This is a genomic window from Stenotrophomonas sp. T8 (assembly GCF_051853085.1).
GTDB classification, from domain to species: domain Bacteria; phylum Pseudomonadota; class Gammaproteobacteria; order Xanthomonadales; family Xanthomonadaceae; genus Stenotrophomonas; species Stenotrophomonas sepilia.
In genome coordinates this window covers 887,284-911,257 of the sequence record NZ_CP195329.1, presented here as the reverse complement: position 1 = coordinate 911,257, position 23,974 = coordinate 887,284, and the positions used below count along the sequence as shown (strand labels likewise).

Sequence of the window (23,974 nt, the reverse complement as noted above, 5' to 3'; positions counted from 1 at the left end):
GGCCTTTCTGCGTGGCAACGTCGCGAGGACGTCAGTGCATCATGTGCACGTTCATGTTGTGCATGACCCACAGGGTGCCGATCACGATGATGCCGATCACCACGACGGTGAAGGCCGCAGCGTTGACGTTCCAGCGGCTTTCCGAAGAGCGGTCCAAGTGCAGGAAGAACACCAGGTGGACCAGCATCTGCAGCACCGCGGTGACCGCGATCACCACACCGTTGACGGTGCGCGAGAAATCGCCCGACATCACCATCCAGAACGGGATGACGGTCAGCACCACCGCCAGCACGAAGCCGATCAGGTACGACTTCACGCTGCCGTGGCTTTCGCCGCCGGTGCCGTGGTCGTGTGCATGGTTGTCATGTGCCATTACAGCGCTCCATTGAGGTAGACGACGGAGAACACGCCGATCCAGATCAGGTCCAGGAAGTGCCAGAACAGGCTCAGGCACGCCATGCGGGTCTTGTTGGTCGGGGTCAGGCCGTACTTCTTCAGCTGCACGAACATCACCAGCAGCCACAACAGGCCGGCGCTGACGTGCAGGCCGTGGGTACCGACCAGGGCGAAGAACGCCGACAGGAAGGCACTGCGGTCCGGACCGTAGCCCTGATGGATCAGGTGCTGGAACTCCCACACTTCCATGCACATGAAGCCGAAGCCCAGCAGCCAGGTGATGCCCAGCCACAGGTACATCTGGCCCATCTGCTTGCGGTGCATGGCAATCATGCCCAGGCCGAAGGTCAGCGACGAGGTCAGCAGCAGCGCGGTTTCCCACGCCACGAACGGCAGCTCGAACAGGTCCTTCGCGGTGGGACCGCCATCGGTACCGCCTGCCAGCACCACGTAGGTGGCGAACAGCGAGGCGAAGATGAGGCAGTCGCTCATCAGGTACACCCAGAAACCGAAGACGGTGTTGCCGCCGGTATCGTGGTGCTCGTGGTCGTCATGGCCATGGGCCGCCGCATGCGCGGCGTGCCCGTGGCTCAGGGTCGAGGTATTGGTGCTCATGCCTTCAGCTCCGACTTCACCAGGCCCTGGGCTTCCAGGTGCTTGCGGTGTTCGTTCTCGATGCGTTCCACCTCGGCGGCCGGGACCCAGTAGTCCACGTCCTGGTCGAAGGTGCGGTAGATGAACGTGGCGATCATGCCGACGAAGCCGACGATGGCCAGCCACCAGATGTGCCAGATCATCGCGAAGCCGAACACCAGGCTGAAGGCACCGATGACAACGCCCGTGCCGGTGTTGCGCGGCATGTGGATGTCGGTGTACTTGGCCGGCTTCGGCCAGGCTTCACCCCGCTGCTTGCGCTCCCAGAAATCGTCCAGCTCGGTGACTTCCGGCAGCGTCGCGAAGTTGTAGAAGGCCGGCGGCGAGGAGGTTTCCCACTCCAGCGTACGGGCATCCCACGGGTCGCCGGTCAGGTCGACGGTCTTCTTGCGGTCGCGGATCGACACGGCCACCTGGATGATCTGGCACAGGATGCCGGCGCCGACGATGAACGCGCCGCAGGCAGCAACCAGCAGCAGCGGCTCGTAGGCCGGGTTCACGGTGCTCTGCAGGCGGCGGGTCATGCCCATGAAGCCCAGCACGTACATCGGCATGAAGGTCACGTAGAAGCCGATGAACCAGCACCAGAACGCGCACTTGCCCCAGAACTCATTGAGGCGGAAGCCGAACATCTTCGGCCACCAGTAGGTGATGCCGGCGAACATGCCGAACACCACGCCGCCGATGATGACGTTGTGGAAGTGGGCGATCAGGAACAGGCTGTTGTGCAGCACGAAGTCGATGGCCGGAATCGCCAGCATCACGCCGGTCATGCCGCCGATGACGAAGGTGACCATGAAGCCGATGGTCCACAGCACCGGGCTGGTGAAGTGCACGCGACCGCGGAACATGGTGAACAGCCAGTTGAAGATCTTCACGCCGGTCGGGATCGAGATGATCATCGTCGTGATGCCGAAGAAGGCATTGACGTTGGCACCCGAACCCATGGTGAAGAAGTGGTGCAGCCACACGATGAACGACAGCACGCCGATGCAGGCGGTGGCGTAGACCATGCCCTTGTAGCCGAACAGCGCCTTGCGCGAGAAGGTCGCGATGACTTCGGAGAACACACCGAACGCCGGCAGGACCAGGATGTACACCTCCGGGTGACCCCAGATCCAGATCAGGTTGATGTACAGCATGGCGTTGCCGCCACCGTCATTGGTGAAGAAGTGCGTACCCAGGTAACGGTCCAGGGTCAGCAGCACCAGGGTGATGGTCAGCACCGGGAAGGCCGCGACGATCAGCACGTTGGTCACCAGGGCGGTCCAGGTGAACACCGGCATCTGCATCAGCTTCATGCTCGGGGTGCGCATCTTGAGGATGGTGATGAAGAAGTTGATACCACTGAGCGTGGTACCCAGGCCCGCCACCTGTAGACCCCAGATGTAGTAGTCCATGCCGACGCTTGGACTGTATTCGATGCCCGACAACGGCGGGAACGCCAGCCAGCCGGTGGCAGCGAACTCACCGATCCACAGCGACAGCATGATCAGGACCGCACCGGACACGAACAGCCAGAAGCTGAGCGAGTTGACGAACGGGAACGCGACGTCGCGCGCACCGATCTGCAGCGGCACGGCCAGGTTCATCAGGCCGGTGATCAGCGGCATCGCCACGAAGAAGATCATGATCACGCCGTGGGCGGTGAAGATCTGGTCGTAGTGGTGCGGCGGCAGGTAACCCTCGGAACCACCGACGGCGATGGCCTGCTGGGTACGCATCATGATGGCGTCGGAGAAACCGCGCAGCAGCATGACGAAGGCGACGATGAGGTACATCACGCCGATCTTCTTGTGATCCACCGAAGTGAACCACTCCTTCCACAGATAGCCCCACAGCTTGAACTTGGTGATCAGGGCGACGACGCCCAGGCCACCAAGAACCGCGCCGACCAGGGTGGTCAGCACGATCGGATCGTGGGGGATCGACTCAAGAGAGAGTTTTCCCAACATGTTCATTCTCCCGAACCCGCGTGGCCGGCATGGCCTGCGTGTTCGTGTTCGGTGGCATCCAGGTTTTCACCCGATTCCTTGGAATCATGCGCGTCACTCGGGGCGTGGCCCTCGTGCGCTTCATGGGTGGCGGCATCGGCAGCGGCGGCACCAGCATGCGAGTGCTTCATGCCGTAATGCTTGTTGTCGCCCATGTGCTTGGCGATGACCCAGTCGAACAGGCCTTCTTCGGTCTTGCCGAAGTAAGTGACCGGATACCACTCGGCGTTGCGTGCTTCACCCAGGGCCTTGAACGAGGCCTTGTCCAGGGTCTGCTCGCCGGCGCGGACCTGGTCCAGCCACTGGCGGTACTCGGCATCGGTGACCGAGTAGGCGGTGAAGTGCATCTTGGCGAAGCCCGCGCCGCTGTAGTGCGAGGACATGCCCGGGAATTCACCGGTCTCGTTGGCGATCAGGTGGAGCTTGGTCTCCATCGCAGCCATCGAGTAGATCATGCTGCCCAGGTGCGGGATGAAGAATGCATTCATCACCGAATCGGACGTGATCTTGAAGTTCAGCGGCGTGTTGACCGGGAACTTGATTTCGTTGACGACCGCCACCTTCTCTTCCGGATAGATGAACAGCCACTTCCAGTCCAGCGAGATCGCCTCGATGGTGACCGGCTTGACGTCCGAATCCAGCGGACGATACGGGTCCAGTGCGTGCGACGAACGCCAGGTCAGGACCGCCAGCACCAGCACGATCATGCAGGGAATGGACCACACCACCACCTCGATCGCCGTCGAGTGGGACCACTTCGGCTCGTAACGGGCCTTGGTGTTGGAGGCGCGATACTTCCACGCGAACGTCAGGGTCATGATGATGACCGGGATGACGACCAGCAGCATGAGCACGGTGGCCGTGATCAGCAGGGTCTTCTCATCCTGGCCGATCTGGCCCTTCGGACTGAGGATGGCCACGGCATCGCAGCCGGTGAGCATCACCAGCAACGACAGCAGCAGGCCCGGGCGCAACCAGCGCCCAAGGGTTTTCAACGGAATCATCGGTCGATCCAATTGCGAGGGAATGCCGTTCCCCGTCCCTGCCTGTTCCAGCCAAAGCCGGTCCCACCGGTCCGGAAGACAGGCAGGGAGGTGGGGGCGAGTCAGCCTTTCAATTTTAGGCCGTCACCCACCATTTAAGAAAGGCATTGACAATGATCGAGCGCAGGAAAGGCCCGATTCTGGCTGCGACACGTTGTCGCACCGCGCAGGCGCGGCGGGCAAAACAGCCGGGGGCGGCATCCTAGCATCGAGTGGTGGCCGGCGCTCCGCCCTCGTTCGGCAAAGTCATCTGAACCTGTTCAGGCGTGCTGGCAGGTGCCTGGCGTGGGATGCTCGGCGCAGGAGGAAGGCCCGTGGACAAGATCGACTTCAGGAAGCGCGACCGGGCGCTCTATCAGGCCCCGATGGGCCGGTTCGTGACCGTGGACGTACCGCCCCTGCCCTACGTGATGGTCGATGGTCGCGGCGACCCGAACACGGCCCCCGCCTACCTGCAGGCCGTGCAGTGGCTGTATTCGGTGAGCTATGCACTGAAGTTCGCGCTGAAGGCCGAAGGGCGCGACTACGTGGTGCCACCGCTGGAAGCGCTGTGGAGCGCCGAGGACCCGGCCAGCTTCGCCGCGCGGCGCAAGGATGAGTGGGCCTGGACCGTAATGATCCGCACGCCCGAGGGCATCGGCCCTGCACAGTGGCAGTCCGCGATCAGCAAGGCGCGCACGAAGCTGGGAGAGGCTCCGCCCAGCCTTCGCCATGAACTCCTTGCCGAGGGCCCCAGCCTGCAGACCTTGCACGTGGGCGCCTACGACGACGAAGGCCCCATCCTGGCGCAGCTGCATGACGAAGTGATGCCCGCACTGGGATACACCTTTGCCGGGCCCCATCATGAGATCTACCTCAGCGACCCACGCAGGACCGCGGCGGCGCGGTTGAAAACCGTGCTGCGGCAGCCGGTGCGGCCGATCGGGCCTGATGAGGATTCCCGCAGATGACACAAGGCACAAGGAATGCCATGCGCCTGATCAGCCGACTGCTGCACTGGACCACCGTGCCCGCCGGGCGCCGCCTGATGGCCGTGCTGGGTGCTGCGCTGGTGATCGTGCTGGCCTGCAATCCGGATCTGCTGCCGTTGCTGCCGGTGGTGGATGCGCTGGGGCTGGACGTGCTGATGCTGTTGCTGGGTGCGCAGGTGGTGGCGGTACTGCCTCGGGTGCGGGAGCGGGCCGCGCGCGGGATCAGAGTGCTTGCACGCCTGATGATCGGCGCATCGGCGGGAGCAGCAGGTGGTTATCTCCGGCAGCTGGCGTGGTGGCTGGCGAAGGATGCGGGTATGACGCGGCGTTGATGGCGTCGCGCCGCTAATCGGCCAAACAAAAAGCCCCGACCAAAGGCCGGGGCTTTTCTACAACTGGTGCCGGAAACAGGAGTCGAACCTGCGACCTACGCATTACGAATGCGCCGCTCTACCAACTGAGCTATTCCGGCGGAGCACGCGATTTTACGGGCTGCGCGCCCCGACGGTCAATCCATCTGGCTCAGCCCGCCTCCACTCGGTTCGCACACACCCGCCCCTCGGCGAAATCCCGCAGGTTCCCCAGCGTGATTGCCGATATCTCCTGCAGCGCCTCTACGGTGAAGAAGCCCTGGTGGCCGGTCACCAGCACGTTGGGGAAGGTCATCAGGCGCTGGAAGACTTCGTCGTCGATGATCTCGCCGGAGAGGTCCTGGAAGAACAGCGCGCTTTCCTGCTCGTAGACGTCGATGGCCAGGTGACCCAGCCGCCGCGACTTCAGCGCGCGGATCACCGCATGGGTATCGACCAGCCCGCCGCGCGAGGTGTTGACCAGCATCGCGCCGGTCTTCATCCGCGCCAGCGAGGCGTCGTTGATCAGGTGCTGGGTATCGGGCGTCAGCGGGCAATGCAGCGACACGATATCGGCGCGCGCCAGCAGTTCATCCAGCCCAACCATGTCGCCCACGCCGGCGAAGGCCGGCGATGGATACGGGTCATGCCCCAGCACGGTGCAGCCCATGCCGCGGAAGATGCGCGCGGTAGCCAGGCCGATCTTGCCGGTGCCGACGATGCCGACCGTGCGCCCATGCAGGGTGCGGCCGAGCAGGCCATCGAGCATGAAGTTGCCCTCGCGCACGCGATTGTAGGCGCGATGGGTCTGCCGGTTGAGCGTCATCACCAGCGCCAGCGCGTGCTCGGCCACGGCTTCGGGGGAATAGGCCGGCACCCGTGCGACGAACAGCTCCAGCGCTTTCGCGGTGGCCAGGTCCACATTGTTGAAGCCGGCGCAGCGCAGCAGGATGGCGCGTACGCCCAGCGCATGCAACGCGTGCAGAACCGGCGCGTCCAGGCGATCGTTGACGAACACGCAGACGGCGGCGCAGTCTTGTGCCAGCGCTGCGGTATGCACGTCCAGCGCGGCATCGAAGTACACGAATGCAAAGCCCTGCCCGGCCGCATCGCGCTGGTTGGCCTCGTCGAGGAAGCGACGATCGTAGGGGCGGGCACTGAAAACGGCGATCTGCATGGACGGGCCTGGCGGGAATTCCCTGCCGACCATACCGCAGCACCTGCCCTGATGGGATGGCCCCGGCGATACGGATATCGCCGGGGCCGAGTGCCCTTTAGAACCGGTAGCCCAGGCCCAGCATCACGCCGTTCTGGATCTGCCCATCGCGGCGTTCGCCCACGTAGTCGGCCATGATCGACAGGCGCTCGCTGGCACGGCTGGTCACGCCCAGATTCCAGGCCAGCACCTGCTCACCCACGGCTTGGCTGCTGGCACCGAACAGCAGGTCCGGAGCTGCGGCGAAGCCGGTGCTGTAGCGGGCCTGGGCGTCACCCAGCTCCTTCTGCCAGACCACGCGCGCGCGCGGGGTGATGCGCTCGCCGTTGTTGCCTTCGAAGGTCTTGAACAGCTGCAGGCCCGCACCCACACGAATGCTCTCCAGGCTGCCACTGCGGCCAACCAGCGCACCGGCGCCCTGCCCCTCGTTGAAGCGGGTGGCCGAAGTGCGCGCGTAGTCCACCACCGGCAGCAGCGGCTGGATCACCAGGCCATTGCCGGTGGTGAACGAGAACGCATGTTCAACACGTGCGGAGATCGCATCGTTGCTGTACTTCGCGCGCAGAGGCTGCTGCAGCCCATCAATGCCGCCGACACCGCGGCGGGTGTCATGCCGCAGGTCGGTGTAGCGCACGGCCGCCGACAGGTAGCCCCGCGAATAGGTCGCATCCAGGTAGCCGCCCACATCCAGCGCGCGTACGTCGCCACTGAAGCCGGAGCCGTCGCTGGCCTTGGTCGACATGTCGGCGGCGGCCACGCTCACGCCGAGGGTCACGCGGTCATCGGCCACGCGGGTGTCGGCACCGACCACGATGCCGCCGATGTTATGGCTCAGGCCGGCCACGCCGCCGTCGGCATCGATGCGGCCATGGCTGGCGAAACCGCGTGCCCACAGGCCATGGCTGCGCCCCGCCACCCGGCTGTCGCCAGCAGCGTCGCCCGCCGGCTCGACCAGATGCATGGCCAGCTGATTGAACAGGCTGCCATGGCGCATGCCCGGCTGCGCCGAGACCGACTGCGCCGCCTGCGAGGCCAGGCCATCGGCATCGCCGCCACTACGCATCGCTGCCTGGTGCTGCTGCACGACGTTGCCGATGCGGCCGATCAGTGCATTATCGGCCAGTCGCAGGCTGGCGTGCGCATCACCGCGCAAGGCGCCAGCCTGCTGTGCGATCACATCACGGTCAGCGAACTGCAGCGCGCCGAGCAACGACTTCAGGCCGCTGTCCTGGCGGTCCGATGCAGCGGCCAGCGCGCGCCCCAGGCCGTCGCCGGAGGTGCCATTGGTGAACAGGCCCAGCTGATCGAAGCCTGGATTGGCGGTCAACCACAGGCCATCGGCGGTCTGGTTGACGTTGAAGCTGAGCAGCGAATTGTGGCGCGGGCGGAACACTTCACCGGCCGTGATGCTGGCGCTGTAACCGGCATCGCCCAGCCGCACGGCATCCTGGAAGCCCCCCTGGTAGATCGGTCCTTCCACCAGGTCGCGACGGTAGGTGCCGGCATAGAAGCCCTGGGCGACGTTCAACGCCAGGTGTGCGCCCTGCGCGATCACCAGCGCGCCCTCCTCGGAGCCGCCATCGTAGAAGCTGCCCACGCGCAGGCGGCCACTGCCGGTACCACCGGTTTCGGTAACGTCGAACAGCACCTGCCCGCCGGGCATGATGTTGACGTAGCCGTGGGTCACCAGATCACCACCACGCGGCATCAGCGTGCCGAACACGCGCAGGCGGTTGAAGCCGTCTTCGCGGTAGGACGGGCCGGTGCCATCCAGCAACGCATCGCTGTCGGTGCCGACCGATGCGATATCACCGTGGCCGACCACGATGCTGCCCGGCATCACCCGCAGTTCGGGGGTGCGCAGCGCACCACCCTCCAGTGCGATGGTGCCGTTGTCCACCAGAATGAAATCGGCGCCGGTGGTTTCGGCGGTGCGCCAGGTGGCGCCGTTGCTGACACGGATCACGCCCGCCGAACTGCCCAGGGTGGACGCATCCAGATCGGCCAGCCGCAACTGGCCGCGCAGCTCTTCCTGGAGGTCGGGATCGGCGAGCAGCTGCTGCAGCGACTGCGTGCCGATGCCGTTCGGCCCCCGCGTGGAGACGTTGTACAGGCTCACCGCGTAGTTGATGTAGGTGCTGGCCCAGTCGGTGTTCCAGCGCGCGAAATCGTCGTCGACGAAGGCCTGCAGCTGGCGCGCGGTGCGCAGGTAGCCCGGGTTGATGTCGCCGCTGACGTTGCTGGTGACATGCAGGGTGTCGCCCGGATCGCGATAGCCTGCCGTGTTGATGATGTTGTTGCCGCGGATGTCCTGGCCCGGGAACGACTCCAGCTTGCTGCCGCTGCCATCCGGATCGAAGGTGACCGACGTACCCGTGGTGCGCGCCGGGTCGCGGAATACCAGCAGGCCATTGGGTTGAACCACTTCATACAGCGCCTTGTGCAACAGGCCCGCATCCATCCCGCCGCCGTAGTTGCCTGTGTAGATCTGGGTCATGCGCGCTGACGGCGCATAGGTGATCTTGCCGCCACTGCTGGCGGCATGGATCTGCACCGAGTCGACCAGTGGCAGATCGCCGCCGAGGTAACGGTTGACGCCACCGGACTGCATGATCGAGCAGGACGAGATGCAGTGGCCGGACACGATGGTGTCCAGGCCCTGGGTGCGGATCACCGCCTGCAGCCACTCGCCGGCGATCAGCGCGCCACCATTGGATGTGCGCAGCACGACCTCGCGGATCGGACGGCCTTCAGCCTGTGCCTTGGCCAGCAGCGCGGGCAGCGCCACCACATCGGCAACGGTGACGCCGCCGCTGAGGAAGACGCGATCGTCCCGCACGTGATAATTCATTGCCATGAGGTCATCAACCGCCGCCATGGCGGAGATGCCCATCAGCCCGGCCAAGGCCAGGCTCAACTTCGAATGCTTCATGTGTTCTCTCTCCACCCGCAACACACGGGTCAGGAGTTCAACGTCCGGGCGGCGCAAACTCCCCCAGCGCACCAGGCCCCGAAACATGAATGCATTCACAATGGAATCAGGGGCCATGCACACTCTTCCCCATCCGGTCATCGTCGCGTAAAACTCGAAGACGCACCCGCCACCGACGCCCGAGGCCAGCCCTGTCCGCCCCCTCTCCTCTGATCCATCGCGCGCCGGACCTGTCCGTGCCGGCGGACGCGTTCATTGCGTTCGTACGGGAAGAGCGCGCGCCGTTGTGCGCTTTCCTGCGCACGCGCGGCGTTGGGCCGGAGGATGCCGAGGACATCGCGCAGGACTGCATGGAGCGGCTGATCCGCTATCGCGCGCACAGTGCCGACGAGCTGCGGTTGCTGCTGTATCGTATCGCCCGCAACCGCCTGGCAGACCGCGGCCGCTCGTCGCAGTCGCGGCCACACCTGTCCCTCGCCGAACACGATGGCGGCGACGAGCCCTCCAGCACGTCGCCCGATCCATTGCGCCAGGCCGAGTCCGGGCAGATGCTGTCCCTGCTGCGGCAGGCCCTGTTCAAGCTGCCCGAGCGCGCGCGCGAGGTGTACCTGCTCAACCGGATCACCGGCATGAGCTATACGCAGATCGCGCGGCACTGTGGAATCACCGCCAAGACCGTGGAAAAACATATCGCCCGCGCCCTGCAGGGCCTGCGCCAGGAACTCGGATCGGATCCGCTGCACAACGACAGGGACAACGGATGAGTCACGCCAGACCCAGGGAAGACACCCTGCTGTTTGAACGCGCCAGCGCCTGGGTGGCGCGGCTGGAGGCTCCGGACTGCACGGCGGGCGAGCGCGAGGCGTTCGAGGACTGGCTGGCCGAGGACCCGGCCCATGTCAGCGCCTGGATCCAGGCCGAGACCCTGTTCCAGCGGGGCGAAGAACTGGCCGCCGACCCGTGGCTGCGCACCGCCGCAGCACGTGCGGCACGGCCGGCGCAGCGTCGCTGGCTGCCGGCAGTGGCCGCCGCCGCAGGCGTCTGCCTGGCCATCGGGATCGGCTGGATGGTCGCCATCGACGGCAACCCCACAGCGCTGCGCTATGCCAACGATTCCCACCAGCCCCGGCAGCAGACGCTGGCCGATGGCAGCGTGGCCACGCTGGATGCGGGCACCACGCTGCACGCCCGATTCGGTTGGCGCCATCGCAACCTGGTGCTGGAACGGGGCCGCCTGCAGCTGCAGGTCGCACCGTCGAGCAAGGCGCTGCAGCTGCGCGCCGGCGACAGCACCATCCGCGACATCGGCACCACCTTCCAGGTGGAGCGCCTGAACGACGGCCTGGTCGAAGTCGCGCTACTGGAAGGTGCGGTGGAAGTCAGCAATGGCGGGGCCCAGCACACCCTGGCACCCGGCCAGCAGCTGCAGGTGCTGCCCTCGGGCCGCTTCCAGCCCGGCCCGGCGCTGTCGTCCAATGCCGCTGCCGAAGGCTGGCTGCAAGGGCAGCTGGTGTTCGATGCCACGCCGCTGTCGATCGTGGTCGAGCGCATGAACCGCTACGGTCGCACGCCGCTGGTGATCGCCGATCCCGAGATCGCCAGCCTGGCCGTGAGTGGCACCTTCCGTGCCGGCGATGCGCAGGAACTGCTGTCGGCGCTGGAACTGGGCTGGTCGGTGGCTGGCCAGACGCGACCGGATGGCGCGCTGGAACTGCGCCGCACGTACTGAGGAGGCCTGCAGTGAAGGCAGTACCGGGCGCGCTGCGGGAGGGGCTGCTCCGCACCCTGTTCTGCTTCGCGCTGAGCTTTGCCGCGCTGCCCTCTGCCGATGCAGCCGAACAGGCCGGCACCCTGGAGGTCGATGTGGGTTCAGGCCCGCTCGCACCTGCCCTGCAGCAATGGGCGCGCCAGAGTGGCATCGCCCTGCTGTTCGATGCGCGTGAACTGGATGGCCTGCGTACGGCCGGCACCCATGGCCAACGCGATGCGGCCGCGGCCCTGAAGGAACTGGTCGCCGGCATGCCGGTGACCATCCTGCGCACGCCTGCCGGCGGATTCGTCGTCCGCCGCACCCGGCCAGCACCGCCATCGCCCCCGCCGGTCGCGACGCGTGCGATGCCCGCGGCACCGTCGCCGGGCAGGGTGCCCGAGACGCCACCGCAGGTCGAGCTGGCGCCGATCCATGTCACCGGCAGCCGGCTGCCGCGCACCTCCGTGCAGACCACGCTGCCGGTGACCATCATCGACCGCGATGACATCCTGCGCAGCGGTTACGGCAGCCTGTTCGACCTGCTGCGGCACTTGCCGGGCATGAACGGCCACCCGGCAATGAGCACCTCGCGCAGTGGCGATTCGCAGTACCTGCCGGTGGGTGCGGCCACCACCACCAGCCTGGACGGCATGGGACCGCGTGCGACCTTGTTCCTGGTCAATGGCCGGCGCCTGCCACGCTATCCGATGGTGTCGCTGGAACAGGGCGGACTCACCGACCTGGGGGGCATCCCGCTCAGCTTCGTCGAGCGCATCGAACTGGTGCGTGGCGGTGCGTCGGCCATCTATGGTGCCGACGCGATGTCCGGCGTGGTCAACATCATCCTGCGTGACCAGGCCGATGGCCCTGAAGCCATGCTGCAGACCGGCCTGAGCGGGCGCGGCGACGCCGGCCAGTATCGCCTGCAGGCGGCCACCGGTGGCGTGCGCGACGGAGGGGACCGCTGGTTCGCTGGCATCGACCTGCATCGCATCGGCCACGTGGCCGGCGATCGCCGCGAATGGCATGCGGAAACCTCGCAGTACCTGATCGGCGCGTTCCGCGATGGACGCTACTGGCCGGCAACGCGCTGCGAAGGGCCATTGAAACGGCGCGATGGTGCCTGCTGGTTCGACAGCGCACGCCCGCGTTCGCTGCAACCGGCCTCGGACACCGCCTCGGCCTACCTGCGCTATCGGCATGAGCGCGGCGAGGGTCGCTATGCCTACGCCGAGGCGCGGGCCAGCCACAACCGGCAGCGCTTCGACCTCGGCCCGACCGCCGTAGCCATCGGACTTTATGGGTTCACCTTCAACAGCGTGCTGCGCGAAGCCGGCAACGTGCGTCCGCATGTACGTGCCACCGATGCCGACGTCACCTTCGGCATCGGCCACGACCAGGGCCGCCGCAGCTGGGATGCCGGCATCAGCGCACAGCGCAGCGATGTCACTCTGACGACGTCCGGCACCGTGCGCGCCCAACCACTGCTGCGCGCGGCCGAGACGCTGGATTTCCTGCCCGGCTTCACCTCATTGCCGGCAGAGACCGCCGCGCAGTTGTTCCCGTCGATCCGCAACCGCGGGCGCACCGAGCAGTGGCAGGGCTGGTGGGGCATGCAGCGCGAGTTGATGCCATTGGCCGGCGGTGCTGCACAAGTGGCCACCGGCATCGACCTGCGCCAGGAACGCTGGACGTCGCATCCCGACGCGCTGCTGAGCCAGGGCGACCTGGCGCTGGGCCTGCCACAGGAACAACGCCACCTGTCACGCCGCAGTGGCGGTGCCTACGCCGAACTCGGCCTGCCATTGGCGCGCACGCTGCGTATGGACCTGGCAGCACGCTGGGACCGCGATGGCGGTTACCAGGCTTTCTCGCCCCGCGTGGGCGTACGCTGGAGCCCGACACCGCAGTGGTCATTCCTGCTTGCCACCGGGCGCGGCTACCGGGCCCCCAGCCTGTTCGAGCAACGGCGGCCGCCGGGCTATTTCAGCGCGATCGAACTACCCGCCTCCAGTGCACTGCCCGACTGCGCGCAGAGCAACGGCAACGGACGCTGCAGCGTAACCGTGGACGTGGTGGAGAACGATGCGCTGAAAGCGGAGCGGTCGCGCAGTCATTCCCTGGGTGCGACCTGGACACCGACCGATGCGTTTTCACTGTCGCTGACCCACAACATCGTCGAACTGCGCAATGAAATCCTGGCCCTGCAACCGGCCGATGCGGTGTGGAACCGCAGCACCTGGGAGCTGGACGAGGATGGACGCCTGTACAACCTGCGCCTGTCCTTCGACAACATCGGCCGCACCACGTCGCGCAACCTTGTTCTGCGCGGGGAGTACCACATCGACACCGGCAGCACCGGCCAGTGGCTGTTCTCCGTCGATGCATTGAAACAGCAGGAACTGCGCCGCGAGCGTGGCCACGAAGCGACGGTGGACCTGCGTGGCCATGTCACGCCAGCAATGGCCGCCGTGCTCAATGTGCAGTGGCAGAACAGCAACTGGGACATCGCCCTGCGCGGCAACCAGGTGGGACGCACGCGTGCCTGGCTGCCCGGTGCGGAGTGCCCGGAAGAACAGCGCGAGCAGAACCATTGCATGAATCCGCGGCAGCTGCGCTGGAACCTGCATCTGGCAAGGCGGCTGGGGCCGCGCGTGGTCGCCGCGCTGGACGTGCACAACGTGCTCGACACGCAACCGGTGAACTACCTGGTCGGCAATGGCGGCCAGATGCCGGGGCTGGACGATCCACTCGGCCGCTACTTCCTGCTGACCCTGCAGATCCGCTGAGCGTAGTACCCTACGCGCCCTGTTCCATCGGTCCCCACCACCCCATGAAGGCCTATCTCTGGTTCTGGGGCGCGTTCCTGCTGTTCTTCGCGTTGCCCTTCCCCTGCATCCTCTACTTCGGCACGTCGTGGCCGGTGCCACTGGCCGACCGCAGCGCGCCATGGCTGGCCCTGCTGCTGCTCGCGCTGTCGCTGGCCCTGTGGCTCGCGTTGCTGCTCGCCTTCCTGCACTACCTGCTGCTGGGCCCACCGCGCGCGCTGCATCGGGTGCGCACCATCCTGGCCGACGGTGAGCCACGTGAGGCGTTGATCGAACAGGCCGAGCAGACCGGCGTGCACGTGCGCGGCTTCGCGCAGTGGAAGCTGCAACTGGGCTTCCAGAACCTGTCCGGCACGCCGATCAACGAGCAGATGCTGGTGGTGGACAGCAAACCGCAGCTGCAGCGTTTCGTGGCCGGCCAGCGCATCGAGGTTCGCCTGAGCCGGATGCCGGGTGCGTTCCCCAATGTGGTGCTGGACGGTGCCCAGCCCGAACTGGATGTCGCCAGCCTCTGGCGCCGCGGCGCCGGCGCGGTCATCGGCATCGTCGTGGTTGCCAGCGCCTACGTGCTCGCCTATCGGCTGCAGAGCGAGGGCCTGGGCTGGACGTTCCTGTCCTTCGGCCACCCACTGCTGGTGTGCCCGCTGGTGTTGTGCGGCTACGCCCTGGGCCTGCGCGTCCTGGGGCGCGTGCTGCATGCCGATGCACGCGGAGACGCGCTGAAGTACCGCGGCATCGGCGTGGATGCGAAGGTGCTGAAGCTGCGCCAGACCGGCACCTACCTCAACGAGCAGCCGCAGGTGGAGTTCCAGCTGGAGTACACCGACCGCGAAGGTGGCATACAGCAGGTGAGCGTGCGCCGCTTCATCCCGTTGATCGAGCTGGCCAACCTTCCACGCGAGCAGGTCACGCTGCTGTACGACCCGGAAGATCGCGGCAACGTTCGCCTGGAGGGTGTATGAAGCAGCCCCCCTCGACGCGACTGGTATTTTCGATGGTGCTGCTGTTGCTGGCCGGCGTCGCCGTTGCCGGCGGGGCACTGCAGACCCTTGCCGAAACGATGGGTCATTCGGTGCAGGATGACCGCGCAACCACGCCGATCACCACGCCTCCACCGCGCGAGCGGCCTGCTTCGCTCGCACCGATTCCCGAACCGCGGCCGATGCCGATGCCCGAACGCAGCAACCGCTTGTTCGATGCGGACTACCTGCTGGCCGCCCGCCAGGCACTGGAACAGATGCCAGCCCTGGCCGGGCACCGGTTGATGGTGTTCCACAGCATCCACTTCTACGATGATGGCCGCATCAATCTGGACCTGGTCGATCCGCAGCAACCTACGCACGTGGACAGCTACCACTTCGAGCACGGCCAGTGGCGCAAGGGCGACCCGGTCGATCCGCAGCGCTTCGCGCCCACCATCACCCTGCGCCGCAGCAGCACGGCGCTGGCCAACATCGATTTCGAGGCGGTGCCACGCGTCGCCCAGGCGCTGCAGGCGCAGCGCAACGCGCTGATGGCCACGCCGGGTGACGTCGGCCACGTCTATGTGATCGTGCGCAAGGGTGGCAGGCTGGTGTGGCTGCCGGACGAGGTCGCCGGCGATCGCCAGTCCGCACGACTCTCGTTCGACGCACAGGGCCGTTCCGGCAACGCGAACCGACGATAGTCAACGCAAAAAGGGGACGGAGGGGATTAAGTCGTTTACGCCTTGGTGCCGTCTGCGACTTAATCCCCTCCGTCCCCTTTTTGCTGTTTCACCGAGCGGGCGATGGCGTACTGTGCGCCGTAGTAGGTGGACAGCACCAGCAGGCTGGCCAGTGGCAGGCCGCCGGCGAAGCGGTCCCAGGCCAGCAGCGAATCGCTGGCGACGAACAGCAGCGCACCGACGGCAGCCCAGCGTGCACTGCTGGCTTCCACGGCAGCGGGCTGTGGCCGGCGCCATTGCCGTGCCAAGGCCAACACCGCCATCGAGGCCAGCACCATCACGTACGCCAGCACCGGCATACGCATCGGTGCAGGCAGGTGCGGCCACAGCCCAAGCACATTGAGTACAGCGAACGCGCCGAGCAGGACGCTGGCGGCGAGCAGGCCACGCCCGGCACGCAGGCCCTCACGGAAGGCCACGATGTAGCAGAGGTGCGCCAGCAGGAACGCTACCAGCCCCGGTACGAATGCGTCCATCGGCAGCATCAGCGCGATGTCACCCATGCACGACAGCAGCATGCCGGCCAGCACCGCGCGCCGGTAGGACGGCTGCGCAGGATCACGCACCCGCCACGCGATGGCAGCGATCAGCAGCGTGGTCGCCGGCTTCGCCAGCCAATGCAGCCAGCGCCCGTCACCGTGCAGGAACGCGCCGATGATGGCGAGGACCGCCATCAGAAGGATCCCGACGTCGCGCACGCGCGCTGTCATCGCGCCTTCCACAGCTCCGCAAGGCGATCAGGCTTGCCGGCAATGCGCTCCAGCACCGGATACTGCAGGCCACCGTGGTAGTCGATGTTCATCGTCTCGATGCGGTCGAACTGCTTCACCAGCAGCACGATCGGCGCCTTGTCCTTGGCCGCTGTCGCCACCGCATCCTTCAAGCGCTGGCTGCTGTACTCGCGCCCGCCGACCGCGATCACCTTCATGCCGGGTGCAAGACCGGCGTTGAAGGCCGCGCTGTCCCAGATCACGTCACCGACCGTGCCGCTGTCGAGCACGGTCGCGCCCAGCGAGTACGCCAGCAACGCCGCCTTGGCGCGTTTCTCCTGTGCCTTGTAGGCGTCGTTCGGGGTATCGCGGTAGACCAGCTTCCAGCCCGCCAGTTCCAGCCCCCCGGTCAACGAACCGTGGCCGTCCAGGCGCCCGCGCAGGAACGTCGCCCAGTCGTAGGGCGCGATGCCGTTCAAGGTCGCCACCACGTCGTCGAAGGTGTACGGGTTGACGTCCCAGTCGCCGTTGCCGACGCCGAAGAACGCACGCGCGAAGTCATCCAGGCTGCGACGGTTGCCGCTCAGCGCGCGCAGCTTGCCCTCCACTTCCAGCCACAGCATCTGGCCACCGGAGTAATAGTCTTCGCTCATCTGGTAGTTGCGGTACGGCAACGTCCGGCGCTGGGCGATGGTCGGGTCGTTGGTGGTGTCCTGCAACGGCCGCCAGGCCAGGCCCGGGCGGCCGCGATCATAGGTCGCGGCCACATTGGCCAGCATGTCGCGTGCCTGCGCGACCGACCACAGCCCAGAGCGTGCCGCCAACACCTGCCCCCAGAACTGGGTCTGGCCTTCGTACACCCACAGCAGGCTGTCGCCCATCGGCGTGTTGAAGTTGGCGGTGGCCAGGTCAGCGCCACGGCGGTACTTGCCGTTCCAGGAATGGGTGTACTCGTGCGGCAGCAGATCGCGCATCCAGGCGTTGTCGTCCCACTCGGTGAAGTAACCCGGGTCGGCGCTGTTCTCGCTGGAACGGTGATGCTCCAGGCCGATGCCACCAAGACGGTCGGTCAACGCCAGCAGGAATTCATAGTGGTTGTAGTGACGCGCACCGTAGAGCTTGTCGGCCTGCTGCACCAGCGCGCGGTGCAGGGTGATCTGTGCCTCGCTCGGCTTCAGCGACTTGGCCTCGTCGGCAAACACATTGAGGTGCACCGGCACCTTTGCACCCGGATCGAGATCGATGCGCTGGTAGTGCTCGCCGGCAAACAACGGCGAATCGACCAGATGGTCATACGAGATCGGCTTGAACACCACGGTATCGCCGTCGCGTCGCGCGGTTTCCAGCGCAGTGGCAAACGACCAGCCCTTGGGCAGGGTCACGCTGGCCTGCGCCTGCAGGTCGCGTGCATCGACGCCGGCCGGATACAGCGAGTTGGCATTCCACTGCAGGTTGAGCATCTCCGGGGTCATCACCACCCGCCCCTGGCTGCCCCCCTGCGAGGACAGGAAATCGAAGTGGGCGACGATCTCGCTGACGCCCTCGGGCACGTCCACCTTGAACGCATAGACGTTGTACTGGTCGCGCTGCCAGGCCAACGGCTTGCCGTTGGCGGTCACGCGCAGGCCGGCCAGCTTGTCGATCGGGCCGGTGGGCGAATGGTTGCCGGGAATCCACTGCGGGTACAGCAGGGTCATCGGACCGGGTTTGACCGGTACGGTGGCGGTCACCTTGAAGATGCGCCGGGCCAGGTCACGCGCGTCGACATCGATGCGCAGCAGGCCGGCGGCTGCGGCATCCCCCGGCGGCGAGGCCTGCGCCAGCGCGGGCGTGGCCGCCAGCGCGAACAGCACGGACATCACCAGGGCACGAGTCTTCATCGGCAACTTCCAGCAGCGGAGAATCCTCCGATGCTAGGCCTGTGCGGTGCCCTGCCCCATGGCCAAAGGTCATGGGCGGTGCGCCCATCAGTGCATGCCAAAGGCGTGCGAACCAAGGTTCGCACCCACCTTGTGCTGGTTCGCACCCACCAGAGCGGTTTCGGTAGATCCACGCCATGCGTGGATGACGCGCTTCCCGGTCAGTCGACCAACCGCAGCCGCAGTTCCTTCGGCAGCGCGAACACCATCGATTCCGGCTCGCCGTCCAGCTCGCCCACGCCGGTGGCACCCAGCTCGGCCAGGCGTGCCAGCACGCCATCGACCAGTACCTGCGGCGCCGAGGCGCCGGCGGTCACGCCGATGTGCTGCTTGCCCACCACCCACGCCGGGTCGATCTCGTGTGCACCGTCGATCAGGTACGACTCCACGCCTTCACGGCGGGCCAGCTCGCTCAAGCGGTTGGAGTTGGAGCTGTTCGGCGAACCGACCACCAGCACCAGGTCGCAGCGCTTGGCCAGATCGCGTACGGCGTCCTGGCGGTTCTGCGTGGCGTAGCAGATGTCGTCGTTCTTCGGGCCCTGCATCGCCGGGAAACGCTCGCGCAGCGCATCGATGATGCCGCGCGTATCGTCCACCGACAGCGTCGTCTGGGTGGTGTAGGCGAAGTTGTCCGGTTGGTTGATCTGCAGCGTGGCGACCTGCTCGACATCCTCGACCAGGTAGATCTGGCCGGTACCGGCTTCGCGGTTCCACTGGCCCATGGTGCCTTCCACTTCCGGGTGACCGGCATGGCCGATCAGCACCACGTCACGGCCGGCACGGCAGTGGCGGGCGACTTCGAAGTGAACCTTGGTCACCAGCGGGCAGGTCGCATCGAACACCTTCAGGCCACGACGCTCGGCCTCCTGGCGCACGGCCTGGGACACGCCATGCGCGCTGAAGATCACCGTGTTGTTGTCCGGCACTTCATCGAGCTCCTCGACGAAGATCGCGCCGCGCTGCTTCAGGTCGTCGACCACGAAGCGGTTGTGCACCACTTCATGGCGGACGTAGATGGGCGCGCCCAGCGTTTCGATCGCGCGCTTGACGATCTCGATCGCACGATCGACACCGGCACAGAAACCACGCGGGTTGGCGAGCAGCACATCCATCAGTTCAATCTCCCGGCAGCGGCCGGCTTACGGTTTCGGATTGGCATTATCCGCCTTTTTGGCGGACTTGCCGTCGAACAGGCCAAACAGGGCGATGCCGATGGCACCCACCACGATGGCCGAATCGGCGATGTTGAACGAGGGCCAGGTGTAGCTGCCCACGTACCACTGGATGAAATCGACCACGTGGCCGTGCACCTGGCGGTCGATCACGTTGCCGATGGCGCCGCCGATGATCAGTGCATACGGCACCGCAGCCTTCCAGTTGCCGCGGGCGGTACCGCGCAGCCACCAGGCCATCAGCCCGCTGATGGCGATCGCCAGCGCTGTGAAGAAGTACTTCTGCCAACCACCGGCGTCGCTCAGGAAACTGAATGCCGCGCCGGTGTTGTAGGTGCGGTACCAGTTCCAGAAGCCGTCGATGACCACCACTGGCTGGAACTCCGGCAGGCTCGACAGCACCCAGGCCTTGGACCACTGGTCCAGGCCGATGATGGCCGCCGACAGCAGCAGCCAGACCAGGGCGTTCGGATGTGGACGGGGCGCGGCCATCAGAACCAGCTCCGCACTTCGCCGGCGCCGGTCACGTTGCTCACGCAGCGGCCGCACAGTTCCGGATGGTCGGCGTTGCTGCCGACGTCGGCGCGGTGGTGCCAGCAGCGCACGCACTTGGCCTTGGTGGTCGGCTGGGCGCTGACGAACACCTCGTCGGTGGTCGCCGGGCGCACCTGCACGTCGCCACTGATGAACAGGAAACGCAGTTCATCGGCCAGCGGCTGCCAGCGCGCGGCCTGCTCTTCGCTGGCAGCGATGGTGATCTCCGCCTCCAGTGCAGCACCGATCGCACCGTTGGCGCGCATCGGCTCGAGCACCTTGGCCACCTGCTCGCGCACGGCCAGCAGCTGGTCGAAGTCGGCGGCGTTGAGCTGGGCTTCCGCCGGCAGCGGCGCCAGGCCGTCGTACCAGGTGGTGAACAGCACATGGCCGGCATGTTCGCCCGGCAGGTAACCCCACAGCTCGTCGGCGGTGAAGGTCAGGATCGGCGCCACCCAGCGGGTGAACGCTTCAGCGATGTGGTACATCGCGCTCTGCGCCGAACGGCGACCGTGTGAATCGGTCGGCATGGTGTACAGGCGGTCCTTGGTCACGTCCAGGTACAGCGAGCCCAGGTCCACGCTGCAGAAGTTCAGCAGCAGCTGCACGATCTCGGCCATGTTGTAGCCGTCGTAAGCCGCCTTGATCTTCTCCTGCAGCTCCCAGGCGCGATGCACGATCCAGCGGTCCAGCGCGACCATCTGCTCGAGCGGTTGCAGGTGCCGGGCCGGATCGAAACCGTCCAGGTTGCCGAGCAGGAAGCGTGCGGTGTTGCGCAGGCGGCGGTAGGCGTCAGCATTGCGCTTCAGGATTTCCTGCGACAGCGACATCTCGTTGCTGTAGTCGGCCGAGGCGATCCACAGGCGCAGGATGTCCGCGCCCAGCTTGTTCATGATGTCCTGCGGCTCGATGCCGTTGCCCAGCGACTTGGACATCTTGCGGCCGTGCTCGTCCACGGTGAAGCCGTGGGTGAGGCACTGCTTGTACGGCGCGCGCTTGTCGATCGCCACGCCGGTCAGCAGCGAGGACTGGAACCAGCCGCGGTGCTGGTCGGAGCCTTCCAGGTACAGGTCGGCCGGCTTGCCGAAGCCACGCGCGGCGAGCACGCCTTCATGGGTCACGCCCGAATCGAACCAGACGTCGAGGATGTCGGTGACCTTCTCGTAGTCGGCCGCTTCGGCGCCGAGCAGCTCGGCGGCGTCCAGCGAGTACCACACATCGATGCCCTCGGCTTCGACGCGGTCGGCAACCTGCTGCATCAGCTCCACCGAGCGCGGGTGGATCTCGCCGGTCTGGCGATGGGTGAACAGTGCGATCGGTACGCCCCAGGTGCGCTGGCGCGAGATGGTCCAGTCCGGGCGACCGTCGACCATGCTCTGGATGCGCGCCTTGCCCCAGGTCGGGAACCAGCCGACAGTGTCGATCGCAGCCAGCGCATCGCTACGCAGGTTGGCCTTGTCCATCGAAATGAACCACTGCGGGGTGGCGCGGAACACCACTGGCGTCTTGTGGCGCCAGCAATGCGGGTAGCTGTGGCGGATCGGGTGGAAGGCCAGCAGCGCGCCGCTGTCGCGCAGCACGCCGACGATGGCCTCCTGCGCCTTCCACAGATGCTGGCCGGCCAGCACCACCTCACCGGCCGGCGGGGTCGATTCCAGGTACACGCCACGGCCGTCGATCGGGGTCACCTGCCCGGCGTTGTACTTGTCCAGCAGGCCGTACTTCTGGCTGACCACGAAGTCTTCCTGGCCGTGACCGGGGGCGGTGTGCACCGCACCGGTACCGTCCTCGTCGGAGACGTGGTCGCCGTTGAGCAGCGGGATGTCGCGCTGCGGATAGAACGGATGCGCCAGCAGCTGGTTCTCCAGTGCCGCACCGGTGGTTTCACCGTGCAGCACCACGCTCTCGACGCCGTAGCGCTGCAGCGCGCGCTCGGCCAGGGCCGCGGCCAGCACCAGCCAACGGCGCTTGCCGTTGTGGGCCGGGCCCTCGGCCAGCACGTAGTTGATTTCCGCACCCAGCGACACCGCCAGCGAGGCCGGCAGCGTCCACGGCGTGGTGGTCCAGATCGGTACAGCCACTTCGACGTCGGCCGGCACGCCCACGCCGAACGCTTGGCCGATGGCCTGCGCGTCACGCGCGGCGTAGGCCACGTCGATCGCCGGCGATTCCTTTTCCTGGTACTCGATCTCGGCCTCGGCCAGCGCCGAACCGCAGTCGAAGCACCAGTACACCGGCTTGGCGCCGCGCACCAGGTGTCCGTTGGCCACGACCTTGGACAGCGCACGGATCTCGTTGGCTTCGAAGTCGAAGCTCAGGGTCTTGTACGGGTTGTCCCAGTCACCGGTCACGCCCAGGCGCTTGAAGTCCACGCGCTGGATGTTGATCTGCTCTTCGGCGAACTCGCGGCACTTCTGGCGGAATTCGACGGCGTCGAGCTTGGTGCCGACCTTGCCCCACTTCTTTTCGACCGCGATCTCGATCGGCAGGCCATGGCAGTCCCAGCCCGGCACATAGGGCGCATCGAAGCCGGCCAGGTAGCGCGACTTGACGATGATGTCCTTCAGGATCTTGTTGACCGCGTGACCCAGGTGGATGCGGCCGTTGGCGTACGGCGGGCCGTCATGCAGCACGAACAGCGGGCGGCCGGCGGCGTTGTCACGCAGCTGCTGGTAGAGCCCCTGCGCTTCCCACCGCGCCAGAATGCCCGGCTCGCGCTTGGGCAGGTCGCCGCGCATCGGGAATTCGGTGGCTGGCAGGTTCAGGGTGGTCTTGTAGTCCTGGCTCACGCAGTGGCTCGCAATCTATGTTCGGAAAGGAGGGCGCGCGCCTGTTCGGCGTCGCGGTGCATCTGGTCGGTCAGTGCCGCCAGATCATTGAATTTCTCTTCGTCGCGCAGCTTGGCGACAAACTCCACGTCGATGTGGCGCCCGTACAGGTCGCCCTGGAAATCGAACAGGTGGGCCTCCAGCAGCGGCTCCACGCCGTCCACTGTCGGCCGGGTGCCGAAGCTGGACACCGACGGCCACGGCTGGTCGAACACGCCGTGCACCCAGGTTGCGTAGATGCCCGACAGTGCCGGGGTCTTCGGGAAGCGCAGGTTGGCGGTGGGGAAGCCCAGCGTACGGCCAAGCTGGCGACCGCGCACCACGCGCCCGCTGATCGCATACGGGCGACCGAGCAGATCGTTGGCGCGGGCGAAATCGCCCCCCTGCAGCAGCTGGCGGATGCGGGTGCTGGAGATGCGCTCGCCATGCAGGTCCACCGCTTCAATCTCGCCGGCGCTGAAGCCCAATTCGGCGCCCATCTCCTGCAGCAGCGCCAGATCACCGCGGCGGCGGTTGCCGAAGCAGAACTCCGGCCCGATCCAGACTTCGCGGGCGCCCAGCCGGTGCACCAGCAACTGGCGCACGAAGGTCTCGGCCGGCATCGCCGCCATCGCGGCATCGAAACGCAGCAGGCCGATCGCATCGACGCCGAGCTCGCGCAGGATCTCGACCTTGCTGCGCGCCAGGGTCAGCCGCGGCGGCGGCGTGCCTTGCGCGAAGAACTCACGCGGCAGCGGTTCGAATGCCACGGCCACTGCGGCCACGCCCAAGGCGCGCGCGCGGGCGACCGCGTGGCGGACCAGCGCACGATGGCCCAGGTGGAGGCCGTCGAATGCACCGATACAGACCACGCTTCCGTTGGGGAACAGCTCCCCGCCCTCGACGCTTCTGAACAGCCTGCTCATCAACTCTCGTTCCGGCCCGACCGGGGCCGCCGCTTCAATGGTGTAACCCTGAAGTATAGCCGCCACG

At 66.4% G+C, this 23,974-nt stretch carries 19 protein-coding genes and 1 tRNA gene; 7 read left to right on the top strand and 13 right to left on the bottom strand.

Annotated features, from left to right (window positions below):
- Window positions 1-31: 31 nt before the first annotated feature.
- The 4 genes from cyoD to cyoA are packed head-to-tail and all read right to left on the bottom strand — an operon-like array spanning window position 32 to window position 4,048.
- Window positions 32-373 carry a cytochrome o ubiquinol oxidase subunit IV gene (gene cyoD / locus ACSDHM_RS04330; RefSeq protein ID WP_005415725.1) on the bottom strand — a complete coding sequence of 114 codons (342 nt, stop codon included), beginning with the start codon at window positions 371-373 and terminating at the stop codon, window positions 32-34.
- Entirely contained in the window at window positions 373-1,011 is a 639-nt protein-coding gene (gene cyoC / locus ACSDHM_RS04325) for a cytochrome o ubiquinol oxidase subunit III (protein ID WP_005408583.1), read from the bottom strand. The genes cyoD and cyoC overlap by 1 nt, the downstream gene beginning before the upstream one ends.
- On the bottom strand, window positions 1,008-3,005 hold the full coding sequence (cyoB, locus tag ACSDHM_RS04320) for a cytochrome o ubiquinol oxidase subunit I (protein WP_088496440.1): 1,998 nt from the start codon (window positions 3,003-3,005) through the stop codon (window positions 1,008-1,010). The genes cyoC and cyoB overlap by 4 nt, the downstream gene beginning before the upstream one ends.
- Before the next feature lie 2 nt (window positions 3,006-3,007).
- Window positions 3,008-4,048 (bottom strand): ubiquinol oxidase subunit II, encoded by a 1,041-nt coding sequence (gene cyoA, locus ACSDHM_RS04315; protein WP_005415723.1) that lies wholly within the window; start codon window positions 4,046-4,048, stop codon window positions 3,008-3,010.
- Between the two features lie 353 nt (window positions 4,049-4,401).
- Between cyoA and ACSDHM_RS04310 the strand changes: the two genes are divergently transcribed.
- Window positions 4,402-5,037: a GyrI-like domain-containing protein gene (locus tag ACSDHM_RS04310; protein WP_072166893.1), complete on the top strand. Its 636-nt coding sequence runs from the start codon at window positions 4,402-4,404 to the stop codon at window positions 5,035-5,037.
- 20 nt (window positions 5,038-5,057) lie between these two features.
- A complete protein-coding gene (locus ACSDHM_RS04305; protein ID WP_072166894.1) occupies window positions 5,058-5,390 on the top strand; it encodes a hypothetical protein in 333 nt (110 codons plus the stop codon).
- A gap of 64 nt (window positions 5,391-5,454) precedes the next feature.
- On the opposite strand, the gene ACSDHM_RS04300 is transcribed toward ACSDHM_RS04305, so the two are convergent.
- The 3 genes from ACSDHM_RS04300 to ACSDHM_RS04290 form a co-directional block, all read right to left on the bottom strand.
- Window positions 5,455-5,530, bottom strand: a tRNA-Thr gene (locus tag ACSDHM_RS04300).
- Between the two features lie 50 nt (window positions 5,531-5,580).
- Window positions 5,581-6,585 carry a 2-hydroxyacid dehydrogenase gene (locus tag ACSDHM_RS04295; RefSeq protein ID WP_439426684.1) on the bottom strand — a complete coding sequence of 335 codons (1,005 nt, stop codon included), beginning with the start codon at window positions 6,583-6,585 and terminating at the stop codon, window positions 5,581-5,583.
- A 97-nt stretch (window positions 6,586-6,682) separates the two neighbouring features.
- Window positions 6,683-9,556, bottom strand: coding sequence for an autotransporter domain-containing protein (locus tag ACSDHM_RS04290; protein WP_439426683.1), 2,874 nt, complete (start codon window positions 9,554-9,556; stop codon window positions 6,683-6,685).
- A 236-nt stretch (window positions 9,557-9,792) separates the two neighbouring features.
- Between ACSDHM_RS04290 and ACSDHM_RS04285 the strand changes: the two genes are divergently transcribed.
- From ACSDHM_RS04285 to ACSDHM_RS04265, 5 genes are read left to right on the top strand one after another with little or no spacing between them, the layout of a single operon-like run.
- A complete protein-coding gene (locus ACSDHM_RS04285) occupies window positions 9,793-10,320 on the top strand; it encodes an RNA polymerase sigma factor (RefSeq protein ID WP_088496450.1) in 528 nt (175 codons plus the stop codon).
- Entirely contained in the window at window positions 10,317-11,285 is a 969-nt protein-coding gene (locus ACSDHM_RS04280) for a FecR family protein (protein WP_072166911.1), read from the top strand. Before ACSDHM_RS04285 ends, ACSDHM_RS04280 begins: the two co-directional genes overlap by 4 nt.
- A gap of 11 nt (window positions 11,286-11,296) precedes the next feature.
- Window positions 11,297-14,095 (top strand): TonB-dependent receptor plug domain-containing protein, encoded by a 2,799-nt coding sequence (locus tag ACSDHM_RS04275; RefSeq protein ID WP_188241175.1) that lies wholly within the window; start codon window positions 11,297-11,299, stop codon window positions 14,093-14,095.
- 44 nt (window positions 14,096-14,139) lie between these two features.
- Window positions 14,140-15,096, top strand: a complete 957-nt coding sequence (locus tag ACSDHM_RS04270) for a hypothetical protein (RefSeq protein WP_111007992.1) — start codon at window positions 14,140-14,142, stop codon at window positions 15,094-15,096.
- Window positions 15,093-15,800 carry a hypothetical protein gene (locus ACSDHM_RS04265; RefSeq protein ID WP_072166914.1) on the top strand — a complete coding sequence of 236 codons (708 nt, stop codon included), beginning with the start codon at window positions 15,093-15,095 and terminating at the stop codon, window positions 15,798-15,800. The genes ACSDHM_RS04270 and ACSDHM_RS04265 overlap by 4 nt, the downstream gene beginning before the upstream one ends.
- A 59-nt stretch (window positions 15,801-15,859) precedes the next feature.
- Here ACSDHM_RS04265 and ACSDHM_RS04260 read toward each other — a convergent pair whose 3' ends face one another.
- The 6 genes from ACSDHM_RS04260 to ACSDHM_RS04235 all read right to left on the bottom strand — a co-directional run bounded on the left by ACSDHM_RS04260 (window position 15,860) and on the right by ACSDHM_RS04235 (window position 23,907).
- Window positions 15,860-16,549, bottom strand: coding sequence for a lysoplasmalogenase (locus tag ACSDHM_RS04260; RefSeq protein ID WP_227836626.1), 690 nt, complete (start codon window positions 16,547-16,549; stop codon window positions 15,860-15,862).
- Window positions 16,546-18,429, bottom strand: a complete 1,884-nt coding sequence (locus ACSDHM_RS04255) for a M61 family metallopeptidase (RefSeq protein WP_439426682.1) — start codon at window positions 18,427-18,429, stop codon at window positions 16,546-16,548. The genes ACSDHM_RS04260 and ACSDHM_RS04255 overlap by 4 nt, the downstream gene beginning before the upstream one ends.
- A gap of 200 nt (window positions 18,430-18,629) precedes the next feature.
- Complete coding sequence (gene ispH / locus ACSDHM_RS04250; RefSeq protein WP_111201649.1) at window positions 18,630-19,580, bottom strand: 4-hydroxy-3-methylbut-2-enyl diphosphate reductase; 951 nt, start codon at window positions 19,578-19,580, stop codon at window positions 18,630-18,632.
- Between the two features lie 27 nt (window positions 19,581-19,607).
- Window positions 19,608-20,132, bottom strand: coding sequence for a signal peptidase II (lspA, locus tag ACSDHM_RS04245; RefSeq protein WP_005408564.1), 525 nt, complete (start codon window positions 20,130-20,132; stop codon window positions 19,608-19,610).
- On the bottom strand, window positions 20,132-22,963 hold the full coding sequence (ileS, locus tag ACSDHM_RS04240) for an isoleucine--tRNA ligase (RefSeq protein WP_227836624.1): 2,832 nt from the start codon (window positions 22,961-22,963) through the stop codon (window positions 20,132-20,134). Before ileS ends, lspA begins: the two co-directional genes overlap by 1 nt.
- Window positions 22,960-23,907 carry a bifunctional riboflavin kinase/FAD synthetase gene (locus tag ACSDHM_RS04235; RefSeq protein WP_069139084.1) on the bottom strand — a complete coding sequence of 316 codons (948 nt, stop codon included), beginning with the start codon at window positions 23,905-23,907 and terminating at the stop codon, window positions 22,960-22,962. Before ACSDHM_RS04235 ends, ileS begins: the two co-directional genes overlap by 4 nt.
- Window positions 23,908-23,974: the final 67 nt, after the last annotated feature.